This window comes from Streptomyces sp. NPDC006207 (genome assembly GCF_040613835.1).
In the GTDB taxonomy this organism is placed as follows: domain Bacteria; phylum Actinomycetota; class Actinomycetes; order Streptomycetales; family Streptomycetaceae; genus Actinacidiphila.
Genome location: NZ_JBEXSX010000062.1, coordinates 1 through 23,385 on the forward strand (window position 1 = coordinate 1; position 23,385 = coordinate 23,385).

Genomic DNA, 23,385 nt, shown 5'->3' on the forward strand with positions numbered 1-23,385 from the left:
CGGACGACGGAGAACAACGTGCCGCACTCCAGCATGATCAGCCCGCGCTCCTCCCACACCGCGCGCCGTATGCCGCGCTCGGCGGGCCGGGACCGATCGGTCCCGGCGCCCCTTCGGCGTCACGTCGTCTCCCGCGGGGCTCAGCCCGGCCCGGTGCCGCCCGTCTCGGGGGTGCCGGTCCCGGGACCCGTGGTGCCGTTGTTTCCGCCGCCGCGGCCGTTGCCACCGCCGGTGGTGAAGCCGTTGGCCCCGTCGCCGCCGAGGGTGTCGCCGCCGAAGATCCCGCCGAGCAGGCCGTCGTCGCCGCCGTTGCCGTTGCCGCCGTTGTCACCGCGGCCGTGGTGGTCGTCATCGTCGTTGCGCGGCTTCTCGGGATCCTTGATGGCCACCGTCGGCAGGCCGGGCGAGACGGTGCCGGCCAGGGCGCCGGACATCGCGTCCTTCCAGATCGGACCCGGGGTGTCGGCGCCGTAGACCTCGGCGTGGTAGTGGCCGCCGATGGTGATGTTGGTCATCCTGCGCTTGTGGGCCGGGTCGCCGACCCAGACGGCACCCGCCATGTCCGAGGTGTAGCCCACGAACCAGGCGGCGTACCGGAAGTCCGTCGTACCCGTCTTGCCCGCGCTGTCGCGGTCGCTGAGTCCGGCCTGCTGACCGGTGCCGTCCTCGACCACGCCCTTGAGCAGGGTGCTGATCGTGGAGGCGGTCTGCTCGGACATGGCCCGCTCGCACTCGGTCTTGGGCACCGGCAGCTTCTTGCCGTTCGCGTCGGTGATCGACTCGATGGCGACCGGGGTGCAGTACTCGCCCTTGTTGGCGAAGGCCGCGTAGGCGGCGGCCATCTTCAGCGGCGACATCTCGTTGACGCCGAGGGTGAAGGAGGCACCGAGGCCGAACTTCGTCCCGCCGGCGCGCTTGGTGATGCCGAGGGAGTTGACCATCCGCGTCACGTCGCACAGGCCGGCGTCGGCCTCCAGGGAGACGAAGTAGGTGTTGATCGACTTCGCCAGCGCCTCCCTCATTCCGTACGGGCCGACCTCGTCCTTCCTCTCGTTGGGCACCTTGTCCTTGCTCGTGTAGCGCTTGCCGTCGCAGTCGGTCACGTCCGGGTACGGCATCTCGTTCGGCGAGGGGTAGGACTGGGCCGTCGACATGCCCTTCTCCAGGGCGGCCGCGGCGGTGAAGGGCTTGAACGTCGAACCCGGCTGGTAGCCCGCGCCGCCGCCCATGTTCCGGTCGACGGAGTAGTTGATCTGGGTCTGGTTCTTCTTGAAGCCGTACGGGCGGGACTGGCCCATCCCGACGATCCTGCCCGTGCCCGGCTGGACCAGGGTCACGGCGGTGGCGACGTCGTCGCTCTTGTACACGTGCTGGCTGATCGAGTCCTGGACCGCCCGCTGCGCCTTCGGGTCGAGGGTGGTGCGGACGGTGAGGCCGCCCTGGTCCCAGCGCTTGGCGCGCTCGGCCTTGGTCTTGCCGAAGGCCTTGTCGCTGAGGAAGACCTGGCGCACGTAGTCGCAGAAGAACCCGGCACCGTTGACGGCGGTGATGCAGCCGTTCTTGGGCTCGCGGATCTTGAGGCCGAGCGGCTTCTTCTTCGCGGCGTCGGCCTGGGCCTGCGTGACGTCCTTCAGGTCGGCCATGCGCTGCAGCACCACGTCGCGGCGCTTCTTGGCCTCCTCCGGGTCGTTCACGGGGTCGTACCGGCTCGGCGACTGGACGAGGCCGGCCAGCAGCGCGGACTCGGTGAGCGACAGGTCCTTGGCGGACTTGCTGAAGTAACGCCGGGAGGCGGCCTCGACCCCGTAGGCCTGCTCGCCGAAGAAGGTGATGTTGAGGTAGTTCTCGAGGATCTTCTGCTTCCCCAGCTCCTGCTCGAGCTGGATGGCGTACTTCATCTCTTTGATCTTGCGACCGATGGTCTGCTGGGTGGCCTGCTGGACCTTGGTGGGGTCGTCGCCGGCCTCCTCGATGAAGACGTTCTTCACGTACTGCTGCGTCAGGGTGGAAGCGCCCTCGGAGACACCGCCCTCCTGGGCGTTCTTGTTGAGCGCGCGCAGGATGCCCTTGACGTCGATCGCGCCGTGCTCGTAGAAGCGGGCGTCCTCGATGGCGACGATGGCCTGCTGCATCGACTTGCTGATCTTGTCGAGCCCCACGACCGTGCGGTCGCGCGAGTAGACGTTCGCGATCAGGTCGCCCTTGACGTCCAGGATCCGGGTGCTCTGCGAGAGCGGCGGGCGCTTCAGCTCGCCCGGCAGGGAGTCGAAGCCGGCCGCGGTGCCCTTGGCGCTCAGTCCGAGCGCCCCCGCCGCGGGGAGGGCGATGCCGGCCAGCACCACGCCGGCCAGGACGCTGACACCCAGGAACTTGGCGGCCTGCTGAGCGGTACTGGTGCCGCCGCTGCTGGTGGGGCGCGATCGCTTGTGACCCATGGGGTGCAGCTTACGTTGCCATTCTTAAGACGTGGGCATGCTTGTTCGCCTACTCTGTAACAGACAGGCGCGAACACTGCGCACACGTCTGTCTTCCATCCTCACTCTTGTGGGTGATGAGAACTGCCCGAATTCCTGTCATATGCCAGCCATATGACCTGGATCTCAGGCCCCAGAAGTGGCGAGCTGACCGTTTTGCGGCAATTCGCCCGTTCTGCCGTCGGCTCACTCCGTCGGGTGATCTGCCGCGTACCCATAGTCCGTTCGGGCCATTCAAGATTGGGCCTGAAAGGGCTGTTGCGCCGTGCCCACCTTCCGTAACGTCCTCAACTGGCAACGGTGAATATGCCGCTTGCCGCCGTGGGGGAGCCTCGATTCGGGAGAGGACGGCGCCAGCATGAGCAGCTGGGTTACGGACTGGAGTACGCAGGCCGCGTGCCGCACGACGGATCCGGATGAACTTTTCGTCCAGGGAGCGGCCCAGAACAGGGCCAAGGCGGTGTGCACCGGCTGCCCGGTGCGTACCGAGTGTCTGGCCGACGCTCTGGACAACCGTGTGGAGTTCGGCGTCTGGGGCGGGATGACCGAGCGGGAGCGCAGGGCGCTGCTGCGCCGGCGTCCCACGGTCACCTCGTGGCGCAGGCTCCTGGAGACGGCGCGCACGGAGTACGAGCGCAGCACGGGTGTGCTCCCGCTCGACGACGAGGGCTACGACGGGGACTACGACGACTACGCCGCCGTCGGCTGACCCTGCGCGAGACGTTCGCCGATCGCGCGCAGGCCCTCGAGGTCGTGCACGTCGCCGGGCAGGGCCGCGACGTCCACCATGGGCACGTCCGGGTGCACCGAGACGAAACGCTCACGGGTGCGCCGCTCGCGCGCGACCAGCTGCATCCGTTCGGCGTGCAGGCGCAGCAGGCCGGCGGTGAGGCGGTCGGTGTCCAGCGGGTCCGTGGGCCGGCCCGCGGCGGGGTCCTGTGCGGGCACGGAAACGGTCGAGGAGCCGGTGGGCGATTCGGGAGAGCTGGTGTCCGCACTGTCCGTACTGGGGGTCCCTTCGCCGCCGTCGGCCGTACGGAGTCCAGCTTTCCCGCCGGGCTGATCCACAATGCCGACGCTTTGAAGATTTTCTGCGGATTCGTCAAACTCCCCGGTCAGCCGGGGAGTTGGCGGATATCCGGCGACAGGGGCGGCGTCGGAGGCGTCAGTCGCGTCAGCGGCATCCAGGTCGTCCAGGTCGTCCAGTGCCTCCGCCGCCGCCAGCGCCCGCTCCGCCGTGAGCTGCGCCGCCCCGCTGCCGTGCACACGGTTCAGCACCAGCCCGGCGAGCGGCATGTTCTCCGCCGCCAGCCGCTCCACGAAGTACGAGGCCTCGCGCAGCGCGTCCCGCTCCGGCGCGGCCACCACCAGGAACGCCGTCCCGTTCGCCTGGAGCAGCTTGTACGTGGCGTCCGCCCGGGAGCGGAAGCCGCCGAACATCGAGTCCATCGCCGCCACGAAGGTCTGCACGTCGCGCAGCAGGTGCGCGCCCATGACCTTGCTGAGCGTGCCGGTCATCATCGACATCCCGACGTTGAGGAACTTCACGCCGGCCCGTCCGCCGACCTTCGCGGGGGCCATCAGCAGCCGGATGAAACGCCCGTCCAGGAAGGACCCCAGCCGCTTGGGGGCGTCCAGGAAGTCCAGCGCCGACCGGCTCGGCGGGGTGTCGACGATGATCAGGTCCCACGCGTCGAGCGCGCGCAGCTGGCCCAGCTTCTCCATGGCCATGTACTCCTGCGTGCCGGCGAAGCCCGCGGAGAGCGACTGGTAGAAGGGGTTGTCCAGGATCGCCCGGGCCCGCTCCTGGTCCGTGTGCTGGAGCACGACCTCGTCGAAGGTCCGCTTCATGTCGAGCATCATCGCGTGCAGCTCACCGCCCGCGGACTCGTCGATCCCGGCCACCTTGCGCGGGGTGTTGTCGAGTTCCGTGAGGCCCATGGACTGCGCCAGCCGACGCGCCGGGTCGATGGTCAGCACGACGGCCTTGCGGCCGCGCTCGGCGGCACGGACGCCCAGCGCCGCGGCCGTGGTGGTCTTGCCGACCCCGCCCGAGCCGCAGCAGACGACGATCCGGGTCCTCGGATCGTCGATCAGCGGGTCGATGTCCAATACCGGACTCTCCAGGCTCATGCGACCCCCAGCCCCTGCTTCCGCAGATTTTCAGCCAATCTGTACAACCCGCCGAGATCGACCCCGTCGCCCATCAGTTCCAGCTCGTACGCGGGCAGCCCCAGCGCGGCCAGTTCCTCGCGCTGGGCCCGCTCCAGGGCCACGCGCTCCGCGTGCTCGTGCGCCTGCGCCAGCAGCGGGTCGACGAGCCGCTCCGCGAGGCCGCCGCGCCGCGCGCCGCCCAGCCCGGCCTGGGAGAGCGCCTTGGCGATCGCCGTGCGCTGCCCGTCGCGCGCCGAGGCCACGGCCGCGCCGTCCATCACCACCGGGCGCACCATGTTGATGACCACGGCCCCGGTCGGCAGCCCCGCCTCGCGCAGCTCGGCCACGCCGTCCACGGTCTCCTGGACCGGCATCTCCTCCAGGAGGGTGACCAGGTGCACCGCGGTCTCCGGGGACTTCATCACCCGCATCACGGCCTGCGCCTGATTGTGTATCGGGCCGAACCGGGCCAGCCCGGCGACCTCGTCGTTGACGTTGAGGAAGCGCGTGATCCGCCCGGTCGGCGGCGCGTCCAGCACCACCGCGTCGTACGACCGCCAGCCCGCCCGGTCCTTGCGGCGCACGGCCTCGCAGACCTTGCCGGTCAGCAGGACGTCGCGCAGTCCCGGCGCCACGGTGGTGGCGAAGTCGATCGCGCCCAGCTTCTTCAGGGCCCGGCCGGCCCGGCCGAGCTTGTAGAACATGTCGAGGTAGTCCAGCAGCGCCTGTTCGGCGTCGATGGCCAGGGCGTACACCTCGCCGCCGCCCGGGGCCACGGCGATCTTGCGCTCCTCGTAGGGGAGGGCCTCGGTCTCGAAGAGCTGCGCGATGCCCTGCCGCCCCTCCACCTCCGTCAGCAGTGTCCGTCGACCCTCGGCGGCGAGGGCGAGTGCCAGCGCAGCGGCGACCGTCGTCTTGCCGGTACCGCCCTTGCCCGTCACGATGTGGAGCCTCACACCTGCGAGCCTAACCAGTCGAGGGCGGGGCTACTCGGGGGCGGGGCTGTGCCAGGCATTACAGTCCCCTCATGACGAAGTGGGAATACGCGACCGTGCCGCTGCTGGTGCACGCGACGAAGCAGATCCTGGACACCTGGGGCGAGGACGGCTGGGAGCTCGTCCAGGTCGTGCCGGGCCCGAACAACCCCGAGCAGCTGGTGGCGTACTTCAAACGCGAGAAGAACGCGTGAGCGCGGTCGAGCAGCGGCTGGCGGAACTGGGGCTCGAGCTCCCCGCGGTGGCCGCCCCGCTCGCCGCGTACGTCCCGGCCGTCCGGTCCGGTGCGTACGTCTACACCGCGGGCCAGCTGCCGCTCGTCGAGGGCAAGCTGACCTGCACCGGCAAGGTCGGCGCCGAGGTCACCGCGGACGAGGCCAAGCAACTCGCCCGCACCTGCGCGCTCAACGCCCTGGCCGCGGTCCGCTCCGTCGTGGGTGACCTCGACCGCGTCAAGCGCGTCGTGAAGGTCGTCGGCTTCGTCGCCTCCGCCCCCGACTTCACCGGGCAGCCGGCCGTCGTCAACGGCGCGAGCGAGCTGCTCGGCGAGGTCCTCGGCGAGAAGGGCGTGCACGCCCGCAGCGCCGTCGGTGTGGCCGTCCTGCCGCTCGACGCGCCGGTCGAGGTCGAGATCCAGGTCGAGGTCGAGGACTGACGTCCCGCACCCCTCCGGCGGAGCCGTGCCCCGGCCACCGGAGGGGTACCCCGGGCCCGCCCGGCCCGGGCCCTATCGAACATCCCCGCGCAAGCGCATAGCATCCGCCACATGACCACCACGAACGGCCAGTGGTTCCCGGCGAGCTGGCCCGAGCGCATCCGCGCCCTCACCGCGGGCACCCTGGAGCCCGTCGTGCCGCGCCGTGCGGCGACCGTCCTGCTGCTGCGGGACGGCGACGGCGGCCCCGCCGTGCACCTGCTGCGGCGCCGGGCCTCGATGGCCTTCGCCGCGGGCGCGTACGCCTATCCCGGCGGCGGTGTGGACCCGCGCGACGAGCGCCCGGTGGCCTGGGCGGGGCCCCCGCCGCCGACCTGGGCCGCCCGGCTGGGCGAGGGCCTGGACCCCGCCGCCGCGCAGGCGATCGTGTGCGCGGCCGTGCGCGAGACCTTCGAGGAGTCCGGCGTGCTGCTGGCCGGGCCCGACGAGCGGTCCGTCGTCGCGGACACCACCGGCGAGGACTGGGAGGCCGACCGGCGCGCCCTGGTCTCGCGGGAGCTGTCCTTCGCCGACTTCCTGGCCCGCCGTTCCCTGGTGCTCCGCTCCGACCTGCTCGGCCCGTGGGCCCGCTGGATCACCCCGGAGTTCGAGGAGCGCCGGTACGACACGTGGTTCTTCGTGACCGCGCTCCCGCCCGGCCAGCGCACCCGCGACGTGTCGGGCGAGGCGGACCGCACGGTGTGGCTGCGGCCCGCCGAGGCCGTGGACGGCTACGACCGCGGCGAGATGACCATGCTGCCGCCGACGATCGCGACGCTGCGGGAACTGCTGCCGTACGACTCGGCGTCAGCGGCCCTGGCGGGTGCCGCGGACGGGCGCGACCTCACCCCGGTGCTGGCGCGGGCCGCGCTGGTGGGCGAGGAGATCGTGCTGACCTGGCCCGGCCACGAGGAATTCACCAAGCGCATGGGAGCCGCCGGATGACCTCGGCCCTTCAACCCGGCAAGCCCCGCGCGGAGGTCGGGGGCCGGGCGACCGCCCGCGCGGTGTGCGTGCTCGCGCCGAACCCCTCGCCCATGACGCTGGACGGCACGAACACCTGGCTCGTCTCCGAGCCGGACTCCGAACTCGCCGTCGTCATCGACCCGGGGCCGCTCGACGAGGGCCACCTGAACAACGTGGTCTCCACCGCGCACTCCCTCGGCAAGCGGATCGCCCTCACCCTGCTCACCCACGGCCACCCCGACCACGCCGAGGGCGCGGGCCGCTTCGCCGAGCTGACGGGGACGGCGGTGCGCGCCCTGGACCCGGCACTGCGCCTGGGCGAGGAGGGCCTGTCCGCGGGCGACGTCGTCACCACCGGCGGCCTGGAACTGCGCGTCGTGCCCACCCCCGGGCACACCGCGGACTCGCTCTCCTTCCACCTGCCCGCCGACCTGGCCGTGCTCACCGGCGACACCGTCCTCGGCCGTGGCACCACGGTCGTCGCCCACCCCGACGGGCGGCTGGGTGACTACCTGGACTCCCTGCGCCGGCTGCAGGCGCTCACGATGCACGACGGCGTCGCCACCGTCCTGCCCGGCCACGGCCCGGTCCTCGCCGACGCCCGGGGCGCGGTCGAGTTCTACCTCGCCCACCGCGCCCACCGCCTCGCCCAGGTCGAGACGGCCGTCGAGCGGGGCCTCGCGACCCCCTCCGAGGTCGTCGCCCACGTCTACGCGGACGTCGACCGCGCCCTGTGGCCGGCCGCCGAGCTGTCGGTGCGGGCGCAGCTGGACTACCTGCTGGAGCACGGGCTGATCTGACGTGCGGTGTGCCCGCCCGGCGCCCCCGCGCCCCGCGGACGCTGAGGAGACGCAAGAAGGGGCGCCCACCTCCGGGTGGGCGCCCCTTCGTCCGCGTACGGGCGTCAGCGCGAGCGCTTCGCCAGCCGCTCGACGTCCAGCAGGATGACCGCCCGCGCCTCCAGGCGCAGCCAGCCGCGGCCCGCGAAGTCGGCGAGGGCCTTGTTGACGGTCTCGCGGGAGGCGCCCACCAGCTGGGCGAGTTCCTCCTGCGTGAGGTCGTGGACGACGTGGATGCCCTCCTCGGACTGCACGCCGAAGCGGCGCGACAGGTCCAGCAACGCCTTGGCGACGCGGCCGGGGACGTCGGAGAAGACCAGGTCGGACATGACGTCGTTGGTGCGGCGCAGGCGCCGGGCGACGGCGCGCAGCAGCGCGGTGGAGACCTCGGGGCGGGCGTTGAGCCACGGCTGCAGGTCGCCGTGGCCGAGGCCGAGCAGCTTGACCTCGGTCAGCGCGGTGGCGGTGGCGGTGCGCGGGCCGGGGTCGAAGAGCGACAGCTCACCGATCAGCTCGCCGGGGCCGACGACGGCGAGCATGTTCTCGCGGCCGTCGGGCGAGGTGCGGTGCAGCTTCACCTTGCCCTCGGTGACGACGTACAGCCGGTCCCCGGGTTCCCCCTCGTGGAACAGCGAGTCGCCACGCGCGAGCGTGACCTCCGTCATGGAGGCGCGCAGTTCAGCGGCCTGCTCATCGTCGAGCGCCGCGAAAAGCGGTGCGCGCCGCAGAACGTCGTCCACGAGCTCTCTCCTTGTCGACATCGCTGGGTCGGTCCCCATCATGCCCGACAGCAAAACAGTGCGATCAATCACAAGTCTGTCTTATGTGCTCGTGTGATTGTGCTCCGGGGGTCCGTTTGGGGGCCGGATCGCGGCTCTCCAGGGCGATTGTCGGTGGTGAGGCTTAGGCTGGCCGGGTGTCCGATACGCCAAGTGCGCAGAAGAAACGGCAGGGTGGCGGGGCCAGGAGGGTGACCGCCGCCGCGGATTCCGCTGTGAGCGAACAGCCCGCCCGGGCGACCCCCGGCGGCCGCGCGCGGGCGTCCGGCAAGCCCGAGTCGCGGCTCGCGATGGTCCGCAGGGCCCGGCGGATCAACCGCGAGCTCGCCGAGGTGTACCCGTACGCCCACCCCGAGCTCGACTTCGAGAACCCCTTCCAGCTGCTCGTCGCCACGGTGCTCTCGGCCCAGACGACCGACCTGAGGGTCAACCAGACCACCCCCGCGCTCTTCGCGAAGTACCCGACGCCGGAGGACCTGGCGGCCGCCGACCCGGAGGAGCTGGAGCAGATCCTCCGTCCCACCGGCTTCTTCCGCGCCAAGGCGCGGGCGCTGCTCGGCCTGTCGGCGGCACTCCGTGACATCTTCGGCGGCGAGGTGCCCGGCCGGCTGGAGGACCTGGTCACGCTGCCCGGCGTGGGCCGCAAGACGGCCAACGTGGTGCTCGGCAACGCCTTCGGCGTCCCCGGCCTCACCGTGGACACCCACTTCCAGCGGCTGGTCCACCGTTTCGGCTGGACCGGGGCGAAGGAGCCGGAGAAGATCGAGCAGGACATCATGGCGATCTTCCCGAAGAGCGAGTGGACGATGCTCTCGCACCGTCTGATCTTCCACGGCCGCCGGATGTGCCACGCCCGCCGCCCCGCTTGCGGCGTCTGCCCGATCGCGCCGCTGTGCCCGTCGTACGGCGAGGGCGAGACGGATCCGGAGAAGGCGAAGAAGCTGCTGAAGTACGAGATGGGCGGTGGCCCGGGGCAGCGGCTCAAGCCGCCGCCGGGATTCCCGGGCACGGCGGCGCCGCCGCTGGAGGCGGAGTGACGCAGGCACGACCCGACATCGAGGACGTCACGGTCGACCGCGAGGGGCTGCCGTCCTGGCTCGGCCCGGTGGTCCGCGCGGTCGACGGCGTACGGCCCGAGCAGCTCAGCCGCTTCCTGCCGCCGCCGAGCGGCGGCCGTCCCTCCGCCGTCCTCATCCTCCTCGGCGCGGGGGCCGAGGGGCCCGAGCTGCTCCTGATGGAGCGGGCGGCCTCCCTGCGCTCGCACGCGGGGCAGCCCTCCTTCCCGGGCGGCGCGCTCGACCCGGAGGACGGCGACCCGGAGGGCGAGGGGCCGCTGCGGGCCGCGCTGCGCGAGGCCTGGGAGGAGACCGGCCTCGACCCGTCGGGGGTGCAGGTCTTCGGGGTGCTCCCGCGGCTCTACATCCCGGTGAGCGACTTCGTCGTGACGCCGGTCCTCGGCTGGTGGCGTACGCCGTCGCCGGTGGGAGCGGTCGACCTGGCCGAGACCGCACGGGTGTTCACCGTCCCCGTGGCGGATCTCACCGATCCCGCCAACCGGGCCATGGTGACGCATCCCAGCGGCTTCCAGGGGCCCGCGTTCCTGGTGCGGGAGGCCCTGGTGTGGGGTTTCACGGCGGGTCTGATCGACCGGATCCTCCACCACGCGGGCTGGGAACGACCCTGGGATCGTGCAAAGACGGTCCCGCTGGGTTGATCCTCCATGAGACGGTGTCCCGGTGAATGTGCTGGACATCGTGCTGCTGCTGGCCGCCGTGTGGTTCGCGATCGTGGGCTACCGCCAGGGATTCATCGTCGGCGTGATGTCGGTGGTCGGGTTCCTCGGCGGTGGTCTCGTCGCGGTCTACGTGCTGCCCGCGATCTGGAACGCGGTCACCGACAACGCTCAGCCCGGCACGGTGGCGGTCGTCGCCGCGGTGGTCCTGATCATCGTGTGCGCGTCGGTGGGCCAGGCCTTCACCACGCACCTCGGCAACAAGGTCCGTACGCACGTCAGCTGGTCTCCGGCGCGGGCGATCGACGCCATCGGCGGCGCCCTGGTGAACGTCCTGGCGATGCTGCTGGTCGCCTGGCTCATCGGCTCCGCGCTCGCCACCACGACCACGCTGCCCAGCCTCGGCCGTGAGGTCCGCTCCTCCCGGGTGCTGCTGGGGGTGGCGCAGGTCGTGCCGCGCGAGGCCAATAACTGGTTCGCCGACTTCAGTTCGGTGCTCGCGCAGAACGGACTGCCGCAGGTCTTCTCGCCGTTCGGCAACGAGCCGATCACCGCCGTCCCCGCCCCCGACCCGGCGCTCGCCGACAGCGCGGTCGTCGGCCGCGCGCGGCGCAGCATCGTCAAGGTCGTCGGCACCGCACCGAGCTGCGGCAAGGTGCTGGAGGGCACCGGCTTCGTCTTCGCGCCCCACCGGGTGATGACCAACGCCCACGTCGTCGGCGGCGTCGACAACCCGACCGTGCAGATCGGCGGCGAGGGCCGGGTGCACGACGGCAAGGTCGTGCTCTACGACTGGCAGCGCGACATCGCCGTCATCGACGTACCGTCCCTGGACGCGCCCGCGTTGTCCTTCAGCACCACCGACGCCGGGTCACGCGACGACGCCATCGTCGCCGGCTTCCCGGAGAACGGCGGCTTCGACGTGCGTGCCGCCCGGGTACGCGGCCGCATCCCCGCCTCGGGCCCGGACATCTACCACCGGGGCACCGTCGAGCGCGACGTCTACTCGCTGTACACGCTCGTCCGCCAGGGCAACTCCGGCGGACCGCTGCTCACCCCCGAGGGGCGGGTCTACGGTGTGGTGTTCGCCAAGTCCCTCGACGACGCGGACACCGGCTACGCCCTGACGGCGGACGAGGTCCAGCCGGACGTCCAGGCCGGGCGTACGGCGAACCGGCAGGTCGACACCCAGGGCTGTGCCCTGTAGGGCCTCCGGGGGAGCGGGCCGGTCGGCGAGGGGCCGGGCGGTCAGTCGCTGCGGGTATGCCTCAGCCGGGCGCCCACCCAGCGGGCGCGGCGCCTGAGGATGTGGGGAATGCCGAGGCGGGAGCCTCCGGACCGATGGTCCGGGGCCTGCGTCCCGGTGGTGACCCGCGCTCCGTTGGCGCGGCGGTCGCGTGACACGTCACGGTAGTCGTGCGTCCAGCCCATACCGAGCTGTCTGCCCGGGGTCCATGGTCGGTAACCGCCTGGCGCTCCATCAGTTGGCCTATGCGCCCGGCATTTGGCCGATCGTCATACTGGATTAACGGTCCGGTTCCGGGTCCTTGAGCCAGTTGACCAGCTCGGCCGAGAAAACCGCCGGATCCTCCTCGTGGGGGAAGTGCCCCAGCCCTTCGAAGAGCCGCCAGCGGTACGGCGCCTCCACGTACTCCCCGCTGCCCGCGGCGTGCCGGGACCGCATCGCTGGGTCGAGCGAGCCGTGCAGGTGCAGCGTGGGCACCCGCACCGGACGCTTCATGCGGCGGTTGAACTGGAAGCCGTCCACCCGGGCCAGCGAGCGCACCATCCAGCGGTACGGCTCGATCGAGCAGTGCGCCGTCGACGGGATGAGCATCGCCCGGCGGTAGGCGTCGACCGTCCCGTCCTCCGGCAGCCGGGGCCCCGACCAGTCCCGCAACAGCCGTCCCACCAGCGCCGCGTCGTCCGCGACCAGCTGCCGCTCCGGGACGAACGGGCGCTGGAACCCCCACACGTAGCCGCCGGCCGCGCTGTGCCGCAGGTCCGTCAGCATCGCCGAGCGCCAGCGCCGCGGGTGCGGCATGGAGCACACCGCGAGCCGCCGGACGAGCTTGGGCCGCATCGCGGCCGCCGTCCAGGCCAGGTAACCGCCGAGGTCGTGCCCGACCAGCGCGGCGTCCGGCTCGCCGAGCGAGCGGATCACGCCGGTGACGTCGAGCGCCAGGTTCGCGGGGTCGTAGCCGCGCGGTGTGCGGTCGCTGCCGCCCACCCCGCGCAGGTCCATCGCGACCGCGCGGAAACCCGCGTCGGCCAGCGCGGTCAGCTGGTGCCGCCAGGTCCACCAGAACTGCGGGAAACCGTGCAGCAGGAGCACCAGGGGGCCGTCGCCGAGCTCGGCGATGTGGAAGCGGGCACCGTTCGCGGCGACGTCCCGGTGGGTCCAGGGCCCGTCGATGCGCACCACCGGGGAACTATCAGCGACCGTCATGCCCCGAGCGTGTCACACCTTGGCCTCCACCGTGGCCTCCGTCGTGCCGGAGGGGGCGCTCCGGGGGTGCGGCTTGACGCCCTGCAGCACCGCCGCGGTCTCCTTCGCCGAGGCGATGCTGCGCTCCGGCTTCTTGATCTTCTTGAACTTCGAGCGCGCCATCAGGCCCAGCAGACCGGCCAGCACCAGGTACGCCGCGCCGACGATGAGGAACGACCAGGCGAGGCCGAGCCCCAGGTTGTGGATGCCGTACGCCGCCGCGAAGCTGAGCACCGGCAGCGAGAAGAGGGCCAGGATGCCGGCGGCGCCCACCGCGCCGCCGCCGATGCCGGCGCGCTTCACGTCCAGCCGCAGTTCGGCCTTGGCGAGGGCGATCTCCTCGTGGACCAGTTCGGACAGGTCCGCCGTCGCCGAGGCGAAGAGATGGCCGAGGCTGCGGCTTCCGTTCGGGCTCACGGTCACCCCCACGTTCACGGGCTCGTCCGCTGGGCTCATCGGGTCCTCCGTCGTCGTCATGGTGCGTCAGTCGTCATACGGGGCATTCGGGTTACCCCCTGATCATGCCCGACTCATCCTCGCCGGTGTCCCCGGAGCGCGCCACTTCCGCGAGCCTGCGGTGCTCGGCCGCCTTCGCCTCGTGGATCGCGGCCATGCGCAGGTGGAACTCGGGGTCCGCCCACTCGTAGACGTCCGGCACGCCGTCCCGGTCCTCGTCGCGCTCCTCGTGCTCACAGATGCGGCGGTACCTGTCGTTGCGGAGCTTGAGCAGCACCGCGGCGAGCACCGCCGAGGTGAACGAGCCGATCAGGACGGCCGCCTTGACCTCCTCGGTCAGCACCTGGTCGCCCTCGAAGGCCAGCTCGCCGATGAGCAGGGAGACCGTGAAGCCGATCCCGGCGAGCGTGGCGACGGCCAGGACGTCGGCCCACGCCAGGTCGGGGTTGAGCTCCGCGCGGGTGAAGCGCGCCGCCAGCCATGTGCCGCCGAACACCCCGACCGCCTTGCCGACGACCAGTCCCAGCACCACGCCCAGCGTCTCGGGGCGGCCGAACACCTCCGCGAGCGTGCCGCCGGCGATCGGCACCCCGGCGGAGAAGAGCGCGAAGAGCGGCACCGCGATCCCGGCCGAGAGCGGCCGTACGAGGTGCTCGATCCGCTCTCCGGGGGACTGCTCCTCGCCCTCGCGCCGGTGGCAGCGCAGCATCAGGCCCATCGCGACGCCCGCGATCGTGGCGTGCACCCCGCTGGCGTGCATCAGCGCCCAGTTGACGAGGGCGAGCGGCACGTACACGTACCAGCCGTGCACCTCGCAGCGCAGCAGCACCCGGAACAGCACGAGCCCGGCGAGGGCCAGGGCCAGCGCGACGAGGTTGATGCCCGAGGTGAAGAAGACCGCGATGATCAGGATTGCGAACAGGTCGTCCACGACCGCCAGCGTCAGCAGGAACGCGCGCAGTGCGGACGGCAGCGCGGTGCCGAGCACCGCCAGCACCGCCAGGGCGAACGCGATGTCGGTCGCCATCGGCACCGCCCAGCCCTGCAGGGAGCCGCCACCCGTGGCGTTGACCACCGCGTACACGACGGCGGGCACGGCCATGCCGCAGATCGCGGCGACGACGGGGAGCGCCGCCGCCGACGGACGGCGCAGCTCGCCCGCGACCAGTTCCCGCTTGAGTTCGATGCCGGCGACGAAGAAGAAGACCGTCAGCAGCCCGTCCGCGGCCCAATGCCCCACCGACAGGTCCAGGTGCAGCGCCCCGGGCCCGAAGCTGAAGGCGACGGTGGACCGGTACGAGGCGCTCAGCGGGGTGTTCGCCCAGACCAGCGCGACGACGGCGGCCAGCAGCAGGATCACGCCGCCCACGGTCTCCGTCCGCAGCGCGTCGGCGACGTACTTCCGTTCGGGGAGGGACATCCGGCCCAGGAAGACCGAACGGCGGCGGTTGGTCGCGGTCACGGGGGGTGGACCTCCGGTCGGGCTCGGCATGGCTGATCACCTTGCCGACCAGACTTCCCGGCACGCCCCGATCCACTGTCGCGTTCCCTACGCGCCCGGCAGCTTATCGGGTCGGCGCCGGAGGCTCCGGCGTTCTTCACATTACGGACAATCGCCGGGCGTCGCAGGGCCCCCGCACCCCCGGGGAACGGGGAAGAGGCCCCCGCAGGGGCCTCTTCGGTGCGGTGACGGGGACCGGTCAGTCCTCGCTCGCGGCGCTCGGGAGCTTCGTCTGGATGAGGTCCATGACCGTGGAGTCCGTCAGGGTGGTGACGTCCCCCAGCTCCCGGTTCTCGGCGACGTCGCGCAGCAGACGCCGCATGATCTTGCCGGAGCGGGTCTTCGGCAGCTCTGCCACCGTCAGGATCCGCTTCGGCTTGGCGATCGGGCCGAGCGTCTTGGCGACGTGGTCGCGCAGCCCGGCGATCAGCTCGTCGCCGTCCTCGGCCGCGGCGGTGCCGCGCAGGATCACGAAGGCGACGATGGCCTGGCCGGTGGTGGCGTCGGCGGCGCCGACCACGGCCGCCTCGGCGACCTTCGGGTGCGAGACGAGGGCCGACTCGACCTCGGTGGTGGAGATGTTGTGGCCCGAGACGAGCATGACGTCGTCCACCCGGCCGAGGAGCCAGATGTCGCCGTCCTCGTCCTTCTTGGCGCCGTCGCCGGCGAAGTAGCGGCCCTCGAAGCGGGACCAGTAGGTGTCGAGGTAGCGCTGGTCGTCGCCCCAGATGGTGCGGAGCATCGACGGCCACGGCTCGGTGAGGACGAGGTAGCCGCCGGAGCCGTTGGGCACCTCGTTGGCCTCGTCGTCCACGACGGTGGCGGAGATGCCGGGCAGCGCACGCTGCGCGGAGCCGGGCTTGGTCTCCGTCACGCCGGGCAGCGGGGAGATCATCATGGCGCCGGTCTCGGTCTGCCACCAGGTGTCCACGATCGGGCAGCGGCCGCCGCCGATGTGCTCGCGGTACCAGATCCACGCCTCGGGGTTGATCGGCTCGCCGACGCTGCCCAGGACGCGCAGCGAGGACAGGTCGAACTTGGCGGGGATGTCGTCGCCCCACTTCATGAACGTGCGGATCGCCGTGGGGGCGGTGTAGAGGATCGTGACCCCGTACTTCTGGACGATCTCCCAGAAGCGGCCCTGGTGCGGGGTGTCCGGGGTGCCCTCGTACAGCACCTGGGTGGCGCCGTTGGCCAACGGGCCGTAGACGATGTAGGAGTGGCCGGTGACCCAGCCGACGTCGGCGGTGCACCAGTAGACGTCGGTCTCCGGCTTCAGGTCGAAGACCGCGTGGTGGGTGTAGGCGGCCTGCGTCAGGTAGCCGCCCGAGGTGTGCAGGATGCCCTTGGGCTTACCGGTGGTGCCGGAGGTGTAGAGGATGAAGAGCGGGTGCTCGGCCTCGAAGGCCTCCGGGGTGTGCTCCGCGGACTGCCGCTCGACGATCTCGTGCCACCACACGTCGCGGCCCTCGGTCCAGGCCACCTCCTGGCCGGTGCGGCGCACGACGAGCACCTTCCCCACGCCGGCGGAGCGGGCGACCGCGTCGTCCACGGCGGGCTTCAGCGCGGACGGCTTGCCGCGGCGGTAGCCGCCGTCGGCGGTGATGACCAGCTTGGCGTCGGCGTCGGCGATGCGGGCGGCGAGCGCGTCGGCCGAGAAGCCGCCGAAGACCACCGAGTGCGCGGCGCCGACGCGGGCGCAGGCCAGCATCGCCACGACGGTCTCGGGGATCATGGGCATGTAGATCGCGACCCGGTCGCCGGCCGTCACGCCCAGCTCGGTCAGGGCGTTCGCGGCGCGGCTCACCTCGTCCTTGAGCTCGGCGTAGGTGATGGCCCGGCCGTCACCGGGCTCGCCCTCGAAATGGAGCGCCACCCGGTCGCCGTTGCCGGCCTCGACGTGCCGGTCGACGCAGTTGTAGGCGACGTTCAGGGTGCCGTCGGCGAACCACTTCGCGAACGGCGGGTTGGACCAGTCCAGGGTCTCGGTCGGCTCTTTCGCCCAGGTCAGCCGGCGGGCCTGCGTGGCCCAGAAGCCCAGTCGGTCGTCACCGGCCTGCTGGTAGGCCTCCGCGGTCACATTGGCACCGGCCGCCAGCTCAGCGGGCGGAGCGAACCGGCGCTCCTCCTTCAAAAGGTTGGCCAGGCTCTCGTTGCTCACGCCGTGCTCCTTCGCAGGGTGTCCTTTTGTGTCCCAGGCCATAGCTCACCAGCCGGAGGGGCGGGATGACAAGGGTTCGCGTCAAAAATTGGTTTAGACCTGTCACGGTGGAGCACCCGCACACGGGTCCGGCCCGCCGGCAGGTGCGCGGCGGGCCGGGACGGGCGGGCCGCCCGGTGCGGGCGGCCCGCTCAGACGGTGTCGAGCACCTCCGGCCGTACGGCGGCGAACGTGCCGGTCCCGGCGTCGAGGACGTAGGCCTGGGCCTCGGCGACGTGGAAGTACATGCCGTGCAGCTGGAGCGATCCCTCGGCCACCCTGCGGGCGACGCAGGCATGCGCCATCAGGTGGTCCAGCTGCTGAACGACGTTGACGAGGCAGAGCCGCTCGAGGTCGTCGGCGACCGGGCGGTCGGCGAGGGCGACCTCGCCGCGTCCGGGCCGGCCGGTCCGCTCCATTCGGGCGAGGCTCGGGCGGCCGTGCCGGAGCCAGCGGGCCAGCGGGGTCTGCGCCCCCGGCTCGTGGCCCGCCCCGCCCAGCAGCGCCTGCATGGCCCCGCACCCGGAGTGCCCGCACACGGTGATGCTGCCGACCTCCAGCACTTCCACCGCGTACTCGATGGCGGCGCCCACCGAGTCGCAGGAGGCGTCGGCGCCGGGCGGCGGCATCAGGTTGCCCACGTTGCGCACGGTGAACAGGTCACCGGGCCCGCTCGAGGTGATCATGCTGGTGACCAGGCGGGAGTCGGCGCAGGTGAGGAAGAGCTGGGTGGGTCGCTGCCCCTCGCGGGCGAGCCGCGCCAGCTCGTCCCTGACCAGCGGCGCCGTATTGCGCTGGAAGGCGCTGAGCCCGCCCACCAGCTGTCCGGCGGCACCCGCCTCGGTATCCGGTTTGGTGCAGTGGTGGTTGCGCCACGGCGTCCAGGGGCGGCAGGCGTGCGCGCTCGACGGGACCGTGATCGGGGTGCCCGACCGGCCCGTGAGGGTCGCCCAGCCGCCACGCGCCCGGTGACCCTCGCACCAGTGCTGCAGCGACTCGTACGCCGCGTGGTCCATGAAGGAGCCGTCCAGGGTGATCACGGCGCTGGCGCCGTCCGGTACCTCCGCCAGCGCCCGGGTCAGCCGGGGCACCGCGAGGAAGGTCAACTGCCCGCGTACGTGCACCTGGTGGACGCCGGACTCCTCCGCCACCGTGATCCGGGTGTGCGTCAGCCGGCGCAGCGACAGGAAGACGGCCACGGCGATGCCGGTCAGGACCCCCTCCAGCACGCCGAGCAGCAGCACCGCGCCGAGCGTCGCCGCGTAGACCGGGAACTCCCGGTGGCGCTGCACGTGCTTGATGTGCGCGAAGCTCAGCATCTTCAGCCCGACCACCATGACCAGGGCGGCGAGGGCTGCGAGCGGGATGTGCTCCAGCAGCCCGGCCAGCAGCCCGGCGCACAGCAGCACCCACACCCCGTGCAGCGTCGTGGCCCGGCGCGTCCGCGCGCCCGCGGCCACGTTCGCCGAGCCGCGGATGGCGCCGCCGGCCACGGGCAGCCCGCCGAGCAGGCCCGAGACGACGTTGGACGCGCCCTGCCCGAGCAGCTCCCGGTTGAGGCGGGCCGGGACGGTGTCCCCGGGCGCCCCGCGCCCGGAGCGCAGCTTGTCGATCGCCACCGCCGACAGCAGCGACTCCATGCTCGCGACCAGGGTGACGGTCAGGACGGCGGCGGCGATGCCGAGCACCGGCCCGTGCGGCAGCCCGGGGAGGGCCACTGTGTGCCAGGCGGGCAGGTCGACCCGCGGCACCACGATGGGCACGCCGACGGCGGTCGCCGCCGCGATGGCGGCGAGCGGTGCGGGGACCGTGCGCAGCGCCTTGCCGGCCCGCCCGGGCAGGCGCGGCCAGCCGACCAGCACGGTCACCGTCACTGCCGCGATCAGCAGCGCACCTGGATGCGGGGACGACAACTGCTGCGGCAGGGCGGCCAGGTTGCTGAGCGCCGAGCTGTCCGGGCGTGCGCCGAGCACGACATGGAGCTGGGCGAGGGCGATGGCGGCGCCGATGCCCGCCAGCATGCCGTGCACGATCGCCGGGCTGACGGCGAGTGCCGCCCGGGCCACCCGCAGGGCGCCCAGGGCGAGTTGGGCGAGCCCGGCCAGCACCGTGATGGCGCACGTGGTGCGCCAGCCGTAGCGCTGGACGAGCTCGGCGGTGACCACCACCAGGCTGGTGGCGGCCCCGCTGACCTGGAGCGGCGCACCGCCCATCAGTCCGGCGACGATGCCGCCGACCGCGGCGGCGATCAGCCCCGACTGCAGGGGGGCGCCGGTCGCCAGGGCGATGCCCAGCGACAGCGGGACGGCGATCAGGAAGACGGTGATCGAGGCCGACAGATCGTGCCGCCAGGCGGCGGTCCCGTCGTCGGCGCGGGGCGGTGGCGGCGGCAGGTCCTGCGGCGGGGCCTGCGACTGCTGCATCTGTGGTTCTGGCGTGGGCTGCATGTTCCCGTCTCCTCCGGGGCGGCGCGGCTGCGTCCGGCTGGTGCGCGTACGCGGTCGTGGTCACGGCTGGTGCGGCGGGTGCTCTCGACCTCGAAAGTCACGGAATGTGATTGCTTGATTACTCTCAAGAGTCAGTAAATGGAGAGTAATGCAGACAAAGGGTCCGTGGATGAGGATTCGCCCGAACGGGCGAACGATTACCCGGTGAGGGTGAACCGTTCGCCCAGGACGAAGCCCGGATCGACCTGGGAGGCGAGGTCCGCGCCGGTCCGCGCGTTGCCCCAGCTCTCCGCGTTCTTGAGGTGGAAGTGGACCATCTGGCGGGTGTAGCGCTCCCAGTCCCGCCGCTCGTACGTGGCGTCCGCGGCGTCGTGCATCGACCGCAGCGCGGCGCGGTTGGACTCCTCCAGTGCCGCGAAGCGCGGCGGGCGGCCCTTCTCCATGGCGCGGACCCAGTCCGAGTGCCGGACGGTGACCAGCAGGTCGTCTCCCACCTGCGAGCGCAGGAAGTCCACGTCGTCCGGGCCCTGCACCTTGTTGCCGACGACGTGCAGGGCGACCCCGAAGTCCCGGGCGTACTCCTTGTACTGGCGGTAGACCGCCACGCCCTTCCGGGTGGGCTCGGCGACCAGGAAGGTCATGTCGAAGCGGGTGAACATGCCGGAGGCGAAGGAGTCGCTGCCGGCCGTCATGTCGACGACGACGTACTCGCCGCGGCCGTCGACCAGATGGTTGAGGAACAGCTCCACCGCCCCGACCTTCGAGTGGTAGCAGGCCACCCCCAGGTCGGACTCGGCGAAGGGGCCGGTGACCATCAGCTGCGCCTCGCCGCCGTCGAGGGCGACGGGCCGGGCGCAGGCGGCGTAGACCGGGTTGTCCTCGCCGATCCGCAGCAGGCGGGAGCCCTCGCCGGGCGGTGTGGTCTTGATCATCGTCTCCGCGGACGCGATCCGCGGGTTGGCGCCGCGCAGGTACTCCTTGATCTCCGGGAGGTGGGCGCCCATCGCCGGGAGGGCGGCGGCCTCCTCCTCGTCGAGGCCGAGCGCCGGCCCGAGGTGCTGGTTGATATCGGCGTCGACGGCGACGACGGGGACGCGGGCGGCGGCCAGGTGGCGGATGAAGAGGGAGGACAGCGTGGTCTTGCCGCTGCCGCCCTTTCCGACGAAAGCGATCTTCATGTTCGTTAAGCGTAGTGACGGGGCACGTGTGCTGCCGCTTCCGCCGCCGTAGTTCACCCGTCGGTGGAGATCCGGGTCCCGTCCGGCCCCTCCGTCCGGCACGGCGGGGGGGTGCGGGCCCGCGTGACGATGCCCACTCGCCCACCGGGGCGACGCCGGGGGTGCGTAGGGTCGTGGCTATGGGTACGACAGCTGATCCGCTCGCCGTCCTCGGTTCGCTCCCCGGTGTCGCCGAGTCGGTGGACTCCGTACGGAAGGCCGTGGACCAGGTCTACGGCCACCGGGTGATGCGCCGCCGCTCCGACGAGGTGTCCTCGGAGGCGGCGCTGCGCGGCGCCCGCGGTTCCGCGGCGCTCGCCGGTGCCGACTGGGCGCTGGAAGAGGTGCGCAGGCGCAGCGACTTCTCCTCCGACGACGAGTCGCGCGCGGTGGGTGCCGCGCTGCGGCTCACCGCCGAGTCCGGCCAGTTGCTCTCCGTCTGGCGGCAGTCGCCGCTGCAGGCGCTGGCAAGGCTGCACCTGGTGGCGGCCGGTGGCATCTCACCGGACGAGACGGTCGGCCGGCCGCGGCAGACCGGCGAGAAGGTCGAGGAGCCGCTCCTGGACGTCGCCGAGTTCCCGCTGCCCGAACCCGCGGAGGTCGTCGCGCGGCTCGACGGACTCGCCGACCTCCTGCTGTCCGGCAGCGAGGCGCCGGCGCTGGTCGTCGCGGCGGTCGTGCACGGCGAGCTGCTGTGCCTGCGGCCGTTCGGCTCGTACAACGGCATCGTGGCGCGGGCCGCGCAGCGCGTCGTCCTCGTCGGGAGCGGTCTGGACCCCAAGTCCATCTGCCCGGCCGAGGTCGGGCACGCCGAACTCGGGCGCGCGGAGTACCTGAAGGCGCTGCGGGGCTACGTCTCCGGCACGCCCGAGGGCATGGCGGCCTGGATCTCGCACTGCGGGAAGGCCGTGGGCCTGGGCGTACGGGAGAGCGTGGCGGTCTGCGAGGCCCTGCAGCGCGGCGCCGCGTAGGGAGCGCCGGGGCGCGGGCCACGAGGTCCACGCGCACGAGGTCACGCGCACAAGGTTGCGGCGGCACCGCGCGGGTGCCGCCGCTGGCATGACCGTCGGGTTACCAGGCGTGCACGATGTTTGCCCATCAGGTCGGGAGCTTTGCCCGTCACCTGGTGCGGCCGGCCCGGTCAGCGGGTCTGCGTCGCGTGGGTTCCCAGCTGTCATGCTCGGTCCGTGGGGCCTGATTCGACGGGGTTCCTCGCGGAAGTCCGTGGTCACGCGGGCCGTACAACCTTTCTACTGCACCTTCGGGAGAACTGGAACCCCTCGCCGCAGTTCTTTGCATACGGGGTCTGATCAGCAGGATCTCCCCGAAGGGCGCGCACAGGTGCGTATCAGGACAGTGCGGGCCTGCGTCGGCGGGCCGCGTACCAGACGAGTCCCGCCGTGGCGGCGGCCGCGCCGACCGCGGCCAGTGCGAGGACGGGCCCCGAGGGCATCGTCAGCGCGGGCACGCGCTGGTGCAGCCGGACCGGACGGCTGAAGGTGAGCACCGGCCATTCGCGTGACGCCGCCTCCCGGCGCAGCCCGCGGTCGGGGTTGACCGCGTACGGGTGGCCGACCGATTCGAGCATCGGGACGTCGGTCACCGAGTCGCTGTAGGCGAAGGAGCGCTTGAGGTCGTAGCCCTCGACGGCGGCGAGCTCGGTGATGGCCCGCGCCTTGGCCGGCCCGTAGACGTAGTGCTCGATCCGGCCGGTGTAGCAGCCGTCCTTGACCGCCATCCGGGTGGCGATGACGTGGTCGGCGCCGAGCATTTCGCCGATGGGCTCCACGACCTCGGCGCCCGAGGCGCTGACGATGACGACGTCGCGGCCGGCCAGGTGGTGCTCCTCGATGAGGGAGGCGGCCTCGTCGTAGATGATCGGGTCGATCAGGTCGTGGAGGGTCTCGGCCACGATCTCCCGCACCTGCTGCACATTCCAGCCACGGCACATGTCGGAGAGGTACTTTCGCATCCCCTCCATCTGGTCGTGGTCGGCGCCGCCGAGCAGATACACGAACTGGGCGTACGCGGTCCGCAGCACGGCGCGGCGGTTGATGAGGCCGCCTTGGTAGAACGGCCTGCTGAACGCCAAGGTGCTCGACTTGGCGATCACCGTCTTGTCGAGATCGAAGAACGCGGCGGTGCGCGCCGGCAGGTGGTTTTCCACGAGGATGAGCATAGGGACCCACCATTCGGCGTAAGCTCCTGCGCGTGGGTTTGCCTGAGAAGGCCTTCGGGTACACCATGGAAGTCACGGATCGTTCGCGACCGTGCTAACCCGGTCTGGCTCCTCCCCCCCCGAGTCGGACCGTGGGGACGACCCCCGCTCTCCCCCCCGGCGGGGGTCGTCGCATGTCCGGGGGCATATTCAGGCCATGAGTCCGGACGCGCCCGGCATGTGATCGGCCCCCTGCGGCTTCCGCGGGGGGCCGGTCTTTTTCTT

21 protein-coding genes are annotated in these 23,385 nt (G+C 71.9%); 9 read left to right on the forward strand and 12 right to left on the reverse strand.

Features of this window, described 5'->3' with window-relative positions:
- Positions 1–140: 140 nt before the first annotated feature.
- A complete protein-coding gene (locus ABZ312_RS35240) occupies positions 141–2,435 on the reverse strand; it encodes a transglycosylase domain-containing protein (RefSeq protein WP_500332010.1) in 2,295 nt (764 codons plus the stop codon).
- 397 nt (positions 2,436–2,832) lie between these two features.
- Here ABZ312_RS35240 and ABZ312_RS35245 point away from each other — a divergent pair, with 397 nt between their 5' ends.
- Positions 2,833–3,183, forward strand: a complete 351-nt coding sequence (locus ABZ312_RS35245; protein ID WP_499604943.1) for a WhiB family transcriptional regulator — start codon at positions 2,833–2,835, stop codon at positions 3,181–3,183.
- Here ABZ312_RS35245 and bagB read toward each other — a convergent pair.
- Entirely contained in the window at positions 3,165–4,607 is a 1,443-nt protein-coding gene (gene bagB, locus ABZ312_RS35250; protein ID WP_500439495.1) for an ATPase BagB, read from the reverse strand. The two genes, ABZ312_RS35245 and bagB, sit on opposite strands and share 19 nt — an antisense overlap.
- Entirely contained in the window at positions 4,604–5,584 is a 981-nt protein-coding gene (gene bagA / locus ABZ312_RS35255; RefSeq protein WP_499513051.1) for a P-loop NTPase family protein, read from the reverse strand. The genes bagB and bagA overlap by 4 nt, the downstream gene beginning before the upstream one ends.
- 71 nt (positions 5,585–5,655) lie before the next feature.
- On the opposite strand from bagA, the gene sp36 reads away from it, so the two are divergent.
- From sp36 to ABZ312_RS35275, 4 genes are all read left to right on the forward strand, one after another.
- Positions 5,656–5,817: a Sp36 family protein gene (sp36, locus tag ABZ312_RS35260; RefSeq protein ID WP_450400653.1), complete on the forward strand. Its 162-nt coding sequence runs from the start codon at positions 5,656–5,658 to the stop codon at positions 5,815–5,817.
- The gene (locus ABZ312_RS35265) at positions 5,814–6,278 is read left to right on the forward strand and encodes a RidA family protein (protein ID WP_500332008.1); all 465 of its coding nucleotides are present in this window, start codon (positions 5,814–5,816) and stop codon (positions 6,276–6,278) included. The genes sp36 and ABZ312_RS35265 overlap by 4 nt, the downstream gene beginning before the upstream one ends.
- Before the next feature lie 111 nt (positions 6,279–6,389).
- Positions 6,390–7,262 (forward strand): NUDIX hydrolase, encoded by an 873-nt coding sequence (locus ABZ312_RS35270; RefSeq protein WP_500332007.1) that lies wholly within the window; start codon positions 6,390–6,392, stop codon positions 7,260–7,262.
- Positions 7,259–8,083, forward strand: coding sequence for an MBL fold metallo-hydrolase (locus ABZ312_RS35275; RefSeq protein ID WP_500332006.1), 825 nt, complete (start codon positions 7,259–7,261; stop codon positions 8,081–8,083). Before ABZ312_RS35270 ends, ABZ312_RS35275 begins: the two co-directional genes overlap by 4 nt.
- A 104-nt stretch (positions 8,084–8,187) precedes the next feature.
- On the opposite strand, the gene ABZ312_RS35280 is transcribed toward ABZ312_RS35275, so the two are convergent.
- Entirely contained in the window at positions 8,188–8,862 is a 675-nt protein-coding gene (locus ABZ312_RS35280; protein WP_431950174.1) for a Crp/Fnr family transcriptional regulator, read from the reverse strand.
- 254 nt (positions 8,863–9,116) lie between these two features.
- On the opposite strand from ABZ312_RS35280, the gene nth reads away from it, so the two are divergent.
- Genes nth through ABZ312_RS35295 form a run of 3 tightly spaced genes read left to right on the forward strand, consistent with a single transcriptional unit; the run spans position 9,117 to position 11,840 of the window.
- On the forward strand, positions 9,117–9,938 hold the full coding sequence (gene nth, locus ABZ312_RS35285) for an endonuclease III (RefSeq protein ID WP_500332005.1): 822 nt from the start codon (positions 9,117–9,119) through the stop codon (positions 9,936–9,938).
- A complete protein-coding gene (locus tag ABZ312_RS35290) occupies positions 9,935–10,615 on the forward strand; it encodes an NUDIX hydrolase (protein WP_500332004.1) in 681 nt (226 codons plus the stop codon). The genes nth and ABZ312_RS35290 overlap by 4 nt, the downstream gene beginning before the upstream one ends.
- Before the next feature lie 22 nt (positions 10,616–10,637).
- Entirely contained in the window at positions 10,638–11,840 is a 1,203-nt protein-coding gene (locus ABZ312_RS35295; protein WP_500332003.1) for a MarP family serine protease, read from the forward strand.
- Between the two features lie 41 nt (positions 11,841–11,881).
- Here the strand turns inward: ABZ312_RS35295 and ABZ312_RS35300 are convergent, their stop codons facing one another.
- The 7 genes from ABZ312_RS35300 to ABZ312_RS35330 form a co-directional block, all read right to left on the reverse strand.
- Positions 11,882–12,064 carry a hypothetical protein gene (locus ABZ312_RS35300; RefSeq protein WP_499513058.1) on the reverse strand — a complete coding sequence of 61 codons (183 nt, stop codon included), beginning with the start codon at positions 12,062–12,064 and terminating at the stop codon, positions 11,882–11,884.
- A 94-nt stretch (positions 12,065–12,158) separates the two neighbouring features.
- Complete coding sequence (locus ABZ312_RS35305; protein ID WP_499513059.1) at positions 12,159–13,082, reverse strand: alpha/beta fold hydrolase; 924 nt, start codon at positions 13,080–13,082, stop codon at positions 12,159–12,161.
- A gap of 12 nt (positions 13,083–13,094) precedes the next feature.
- Complete coding sequence (locus tag ABZ312_RS35310) at positions 13,095–13,577, reverse strand: phage holin family protein (RefSeq protein WP_500332002.1); 483 nt, start codon at positions 13,575–13,577, stop codon at positions 13,095–13,097.
- Between the two features lie 52 nt (positions 13,578–13,629).
- Positions 13,630–15,069, reverse strand: coding sequence for a Na+/H+ antiporter NhaA (gene nhaA / locus ABZ312_RS35315; RefSeq protein WP_500332001.1), 1,440 nt, complete (start codon positions 15,067–15,069; stop codon positions 13,630–13,632).
- A gap of 208 nt (positions 15,070–15,277) precedes the next feature.
- Positions 15,278–17,281 carry an acetate--CoA ligase gene (acs, locus tag ABZ312_RS35320; RefSeq protein WP_500332000.1) on the reverse strand — a complete coding sequence of 668 codons (2,004 nt, stop codon included), beginning with the start codon at positions 17,279–17,281 and terminating at the stop codon, positions 15,278–15,280.
- 149 nt (positions 17,282–17,430) lie between these two features.
- Positions 17,431–19,725, reverse strand: a complete 2,295-nt coding sequence (locus ABZ312_RS35325) for a SulP family inorganic anion transporter (protein ID WP_500331999.1) — start codon at positions 19,723–19,725, stop codon at positions 17,431–17,433.
- Between the two features lie 197 nt (positions 19,726–19,922).
- Positions 19,923–20,903, reverse strand: coding sequence for an ATP-binding protein (locus ABZ312_RS35330; protein WP_500331998.1), 981 nt, complete (start codon positions 20,901–20,903; stop codon positions 19,923–19,925).
- A 179-nt stretch (positions 20,904–21,082) separates the two neighbouring features.
- Between ABZ312_RS35330 and ABZ312_RS35335 the strand changes: the two genes are divergently transcribed.
- Positions 21,083–21,913 (forward strand): Fic family protein, encoded by an 831-nt coding sequence (locus ABZ312_RS35335; protein ID WP_500439497.1) that lies wholly within the window; start codon positions 21,083–21,085, stop codon positions 21,911–21,913.
- Between the two features lie 377 nt (positions 21,914–22,290).
- Here ABZ312_RS35335 and ABZ312_RS35340 read toward each other — a convergent pair whose 3' ends face one another.
- A complete protein-coding gene (locus ABZ312_RS35340; RefSeq protein ID WP_500331996.1) occupies positions 22,291–23,121 on the reverse strand; it encodes an HAD family hydrolase in 831 nt (276 codons plus the stop codon).
- Between the last annotated feature and the right edge of the window lie 264 nt (positions 23,122–23,385).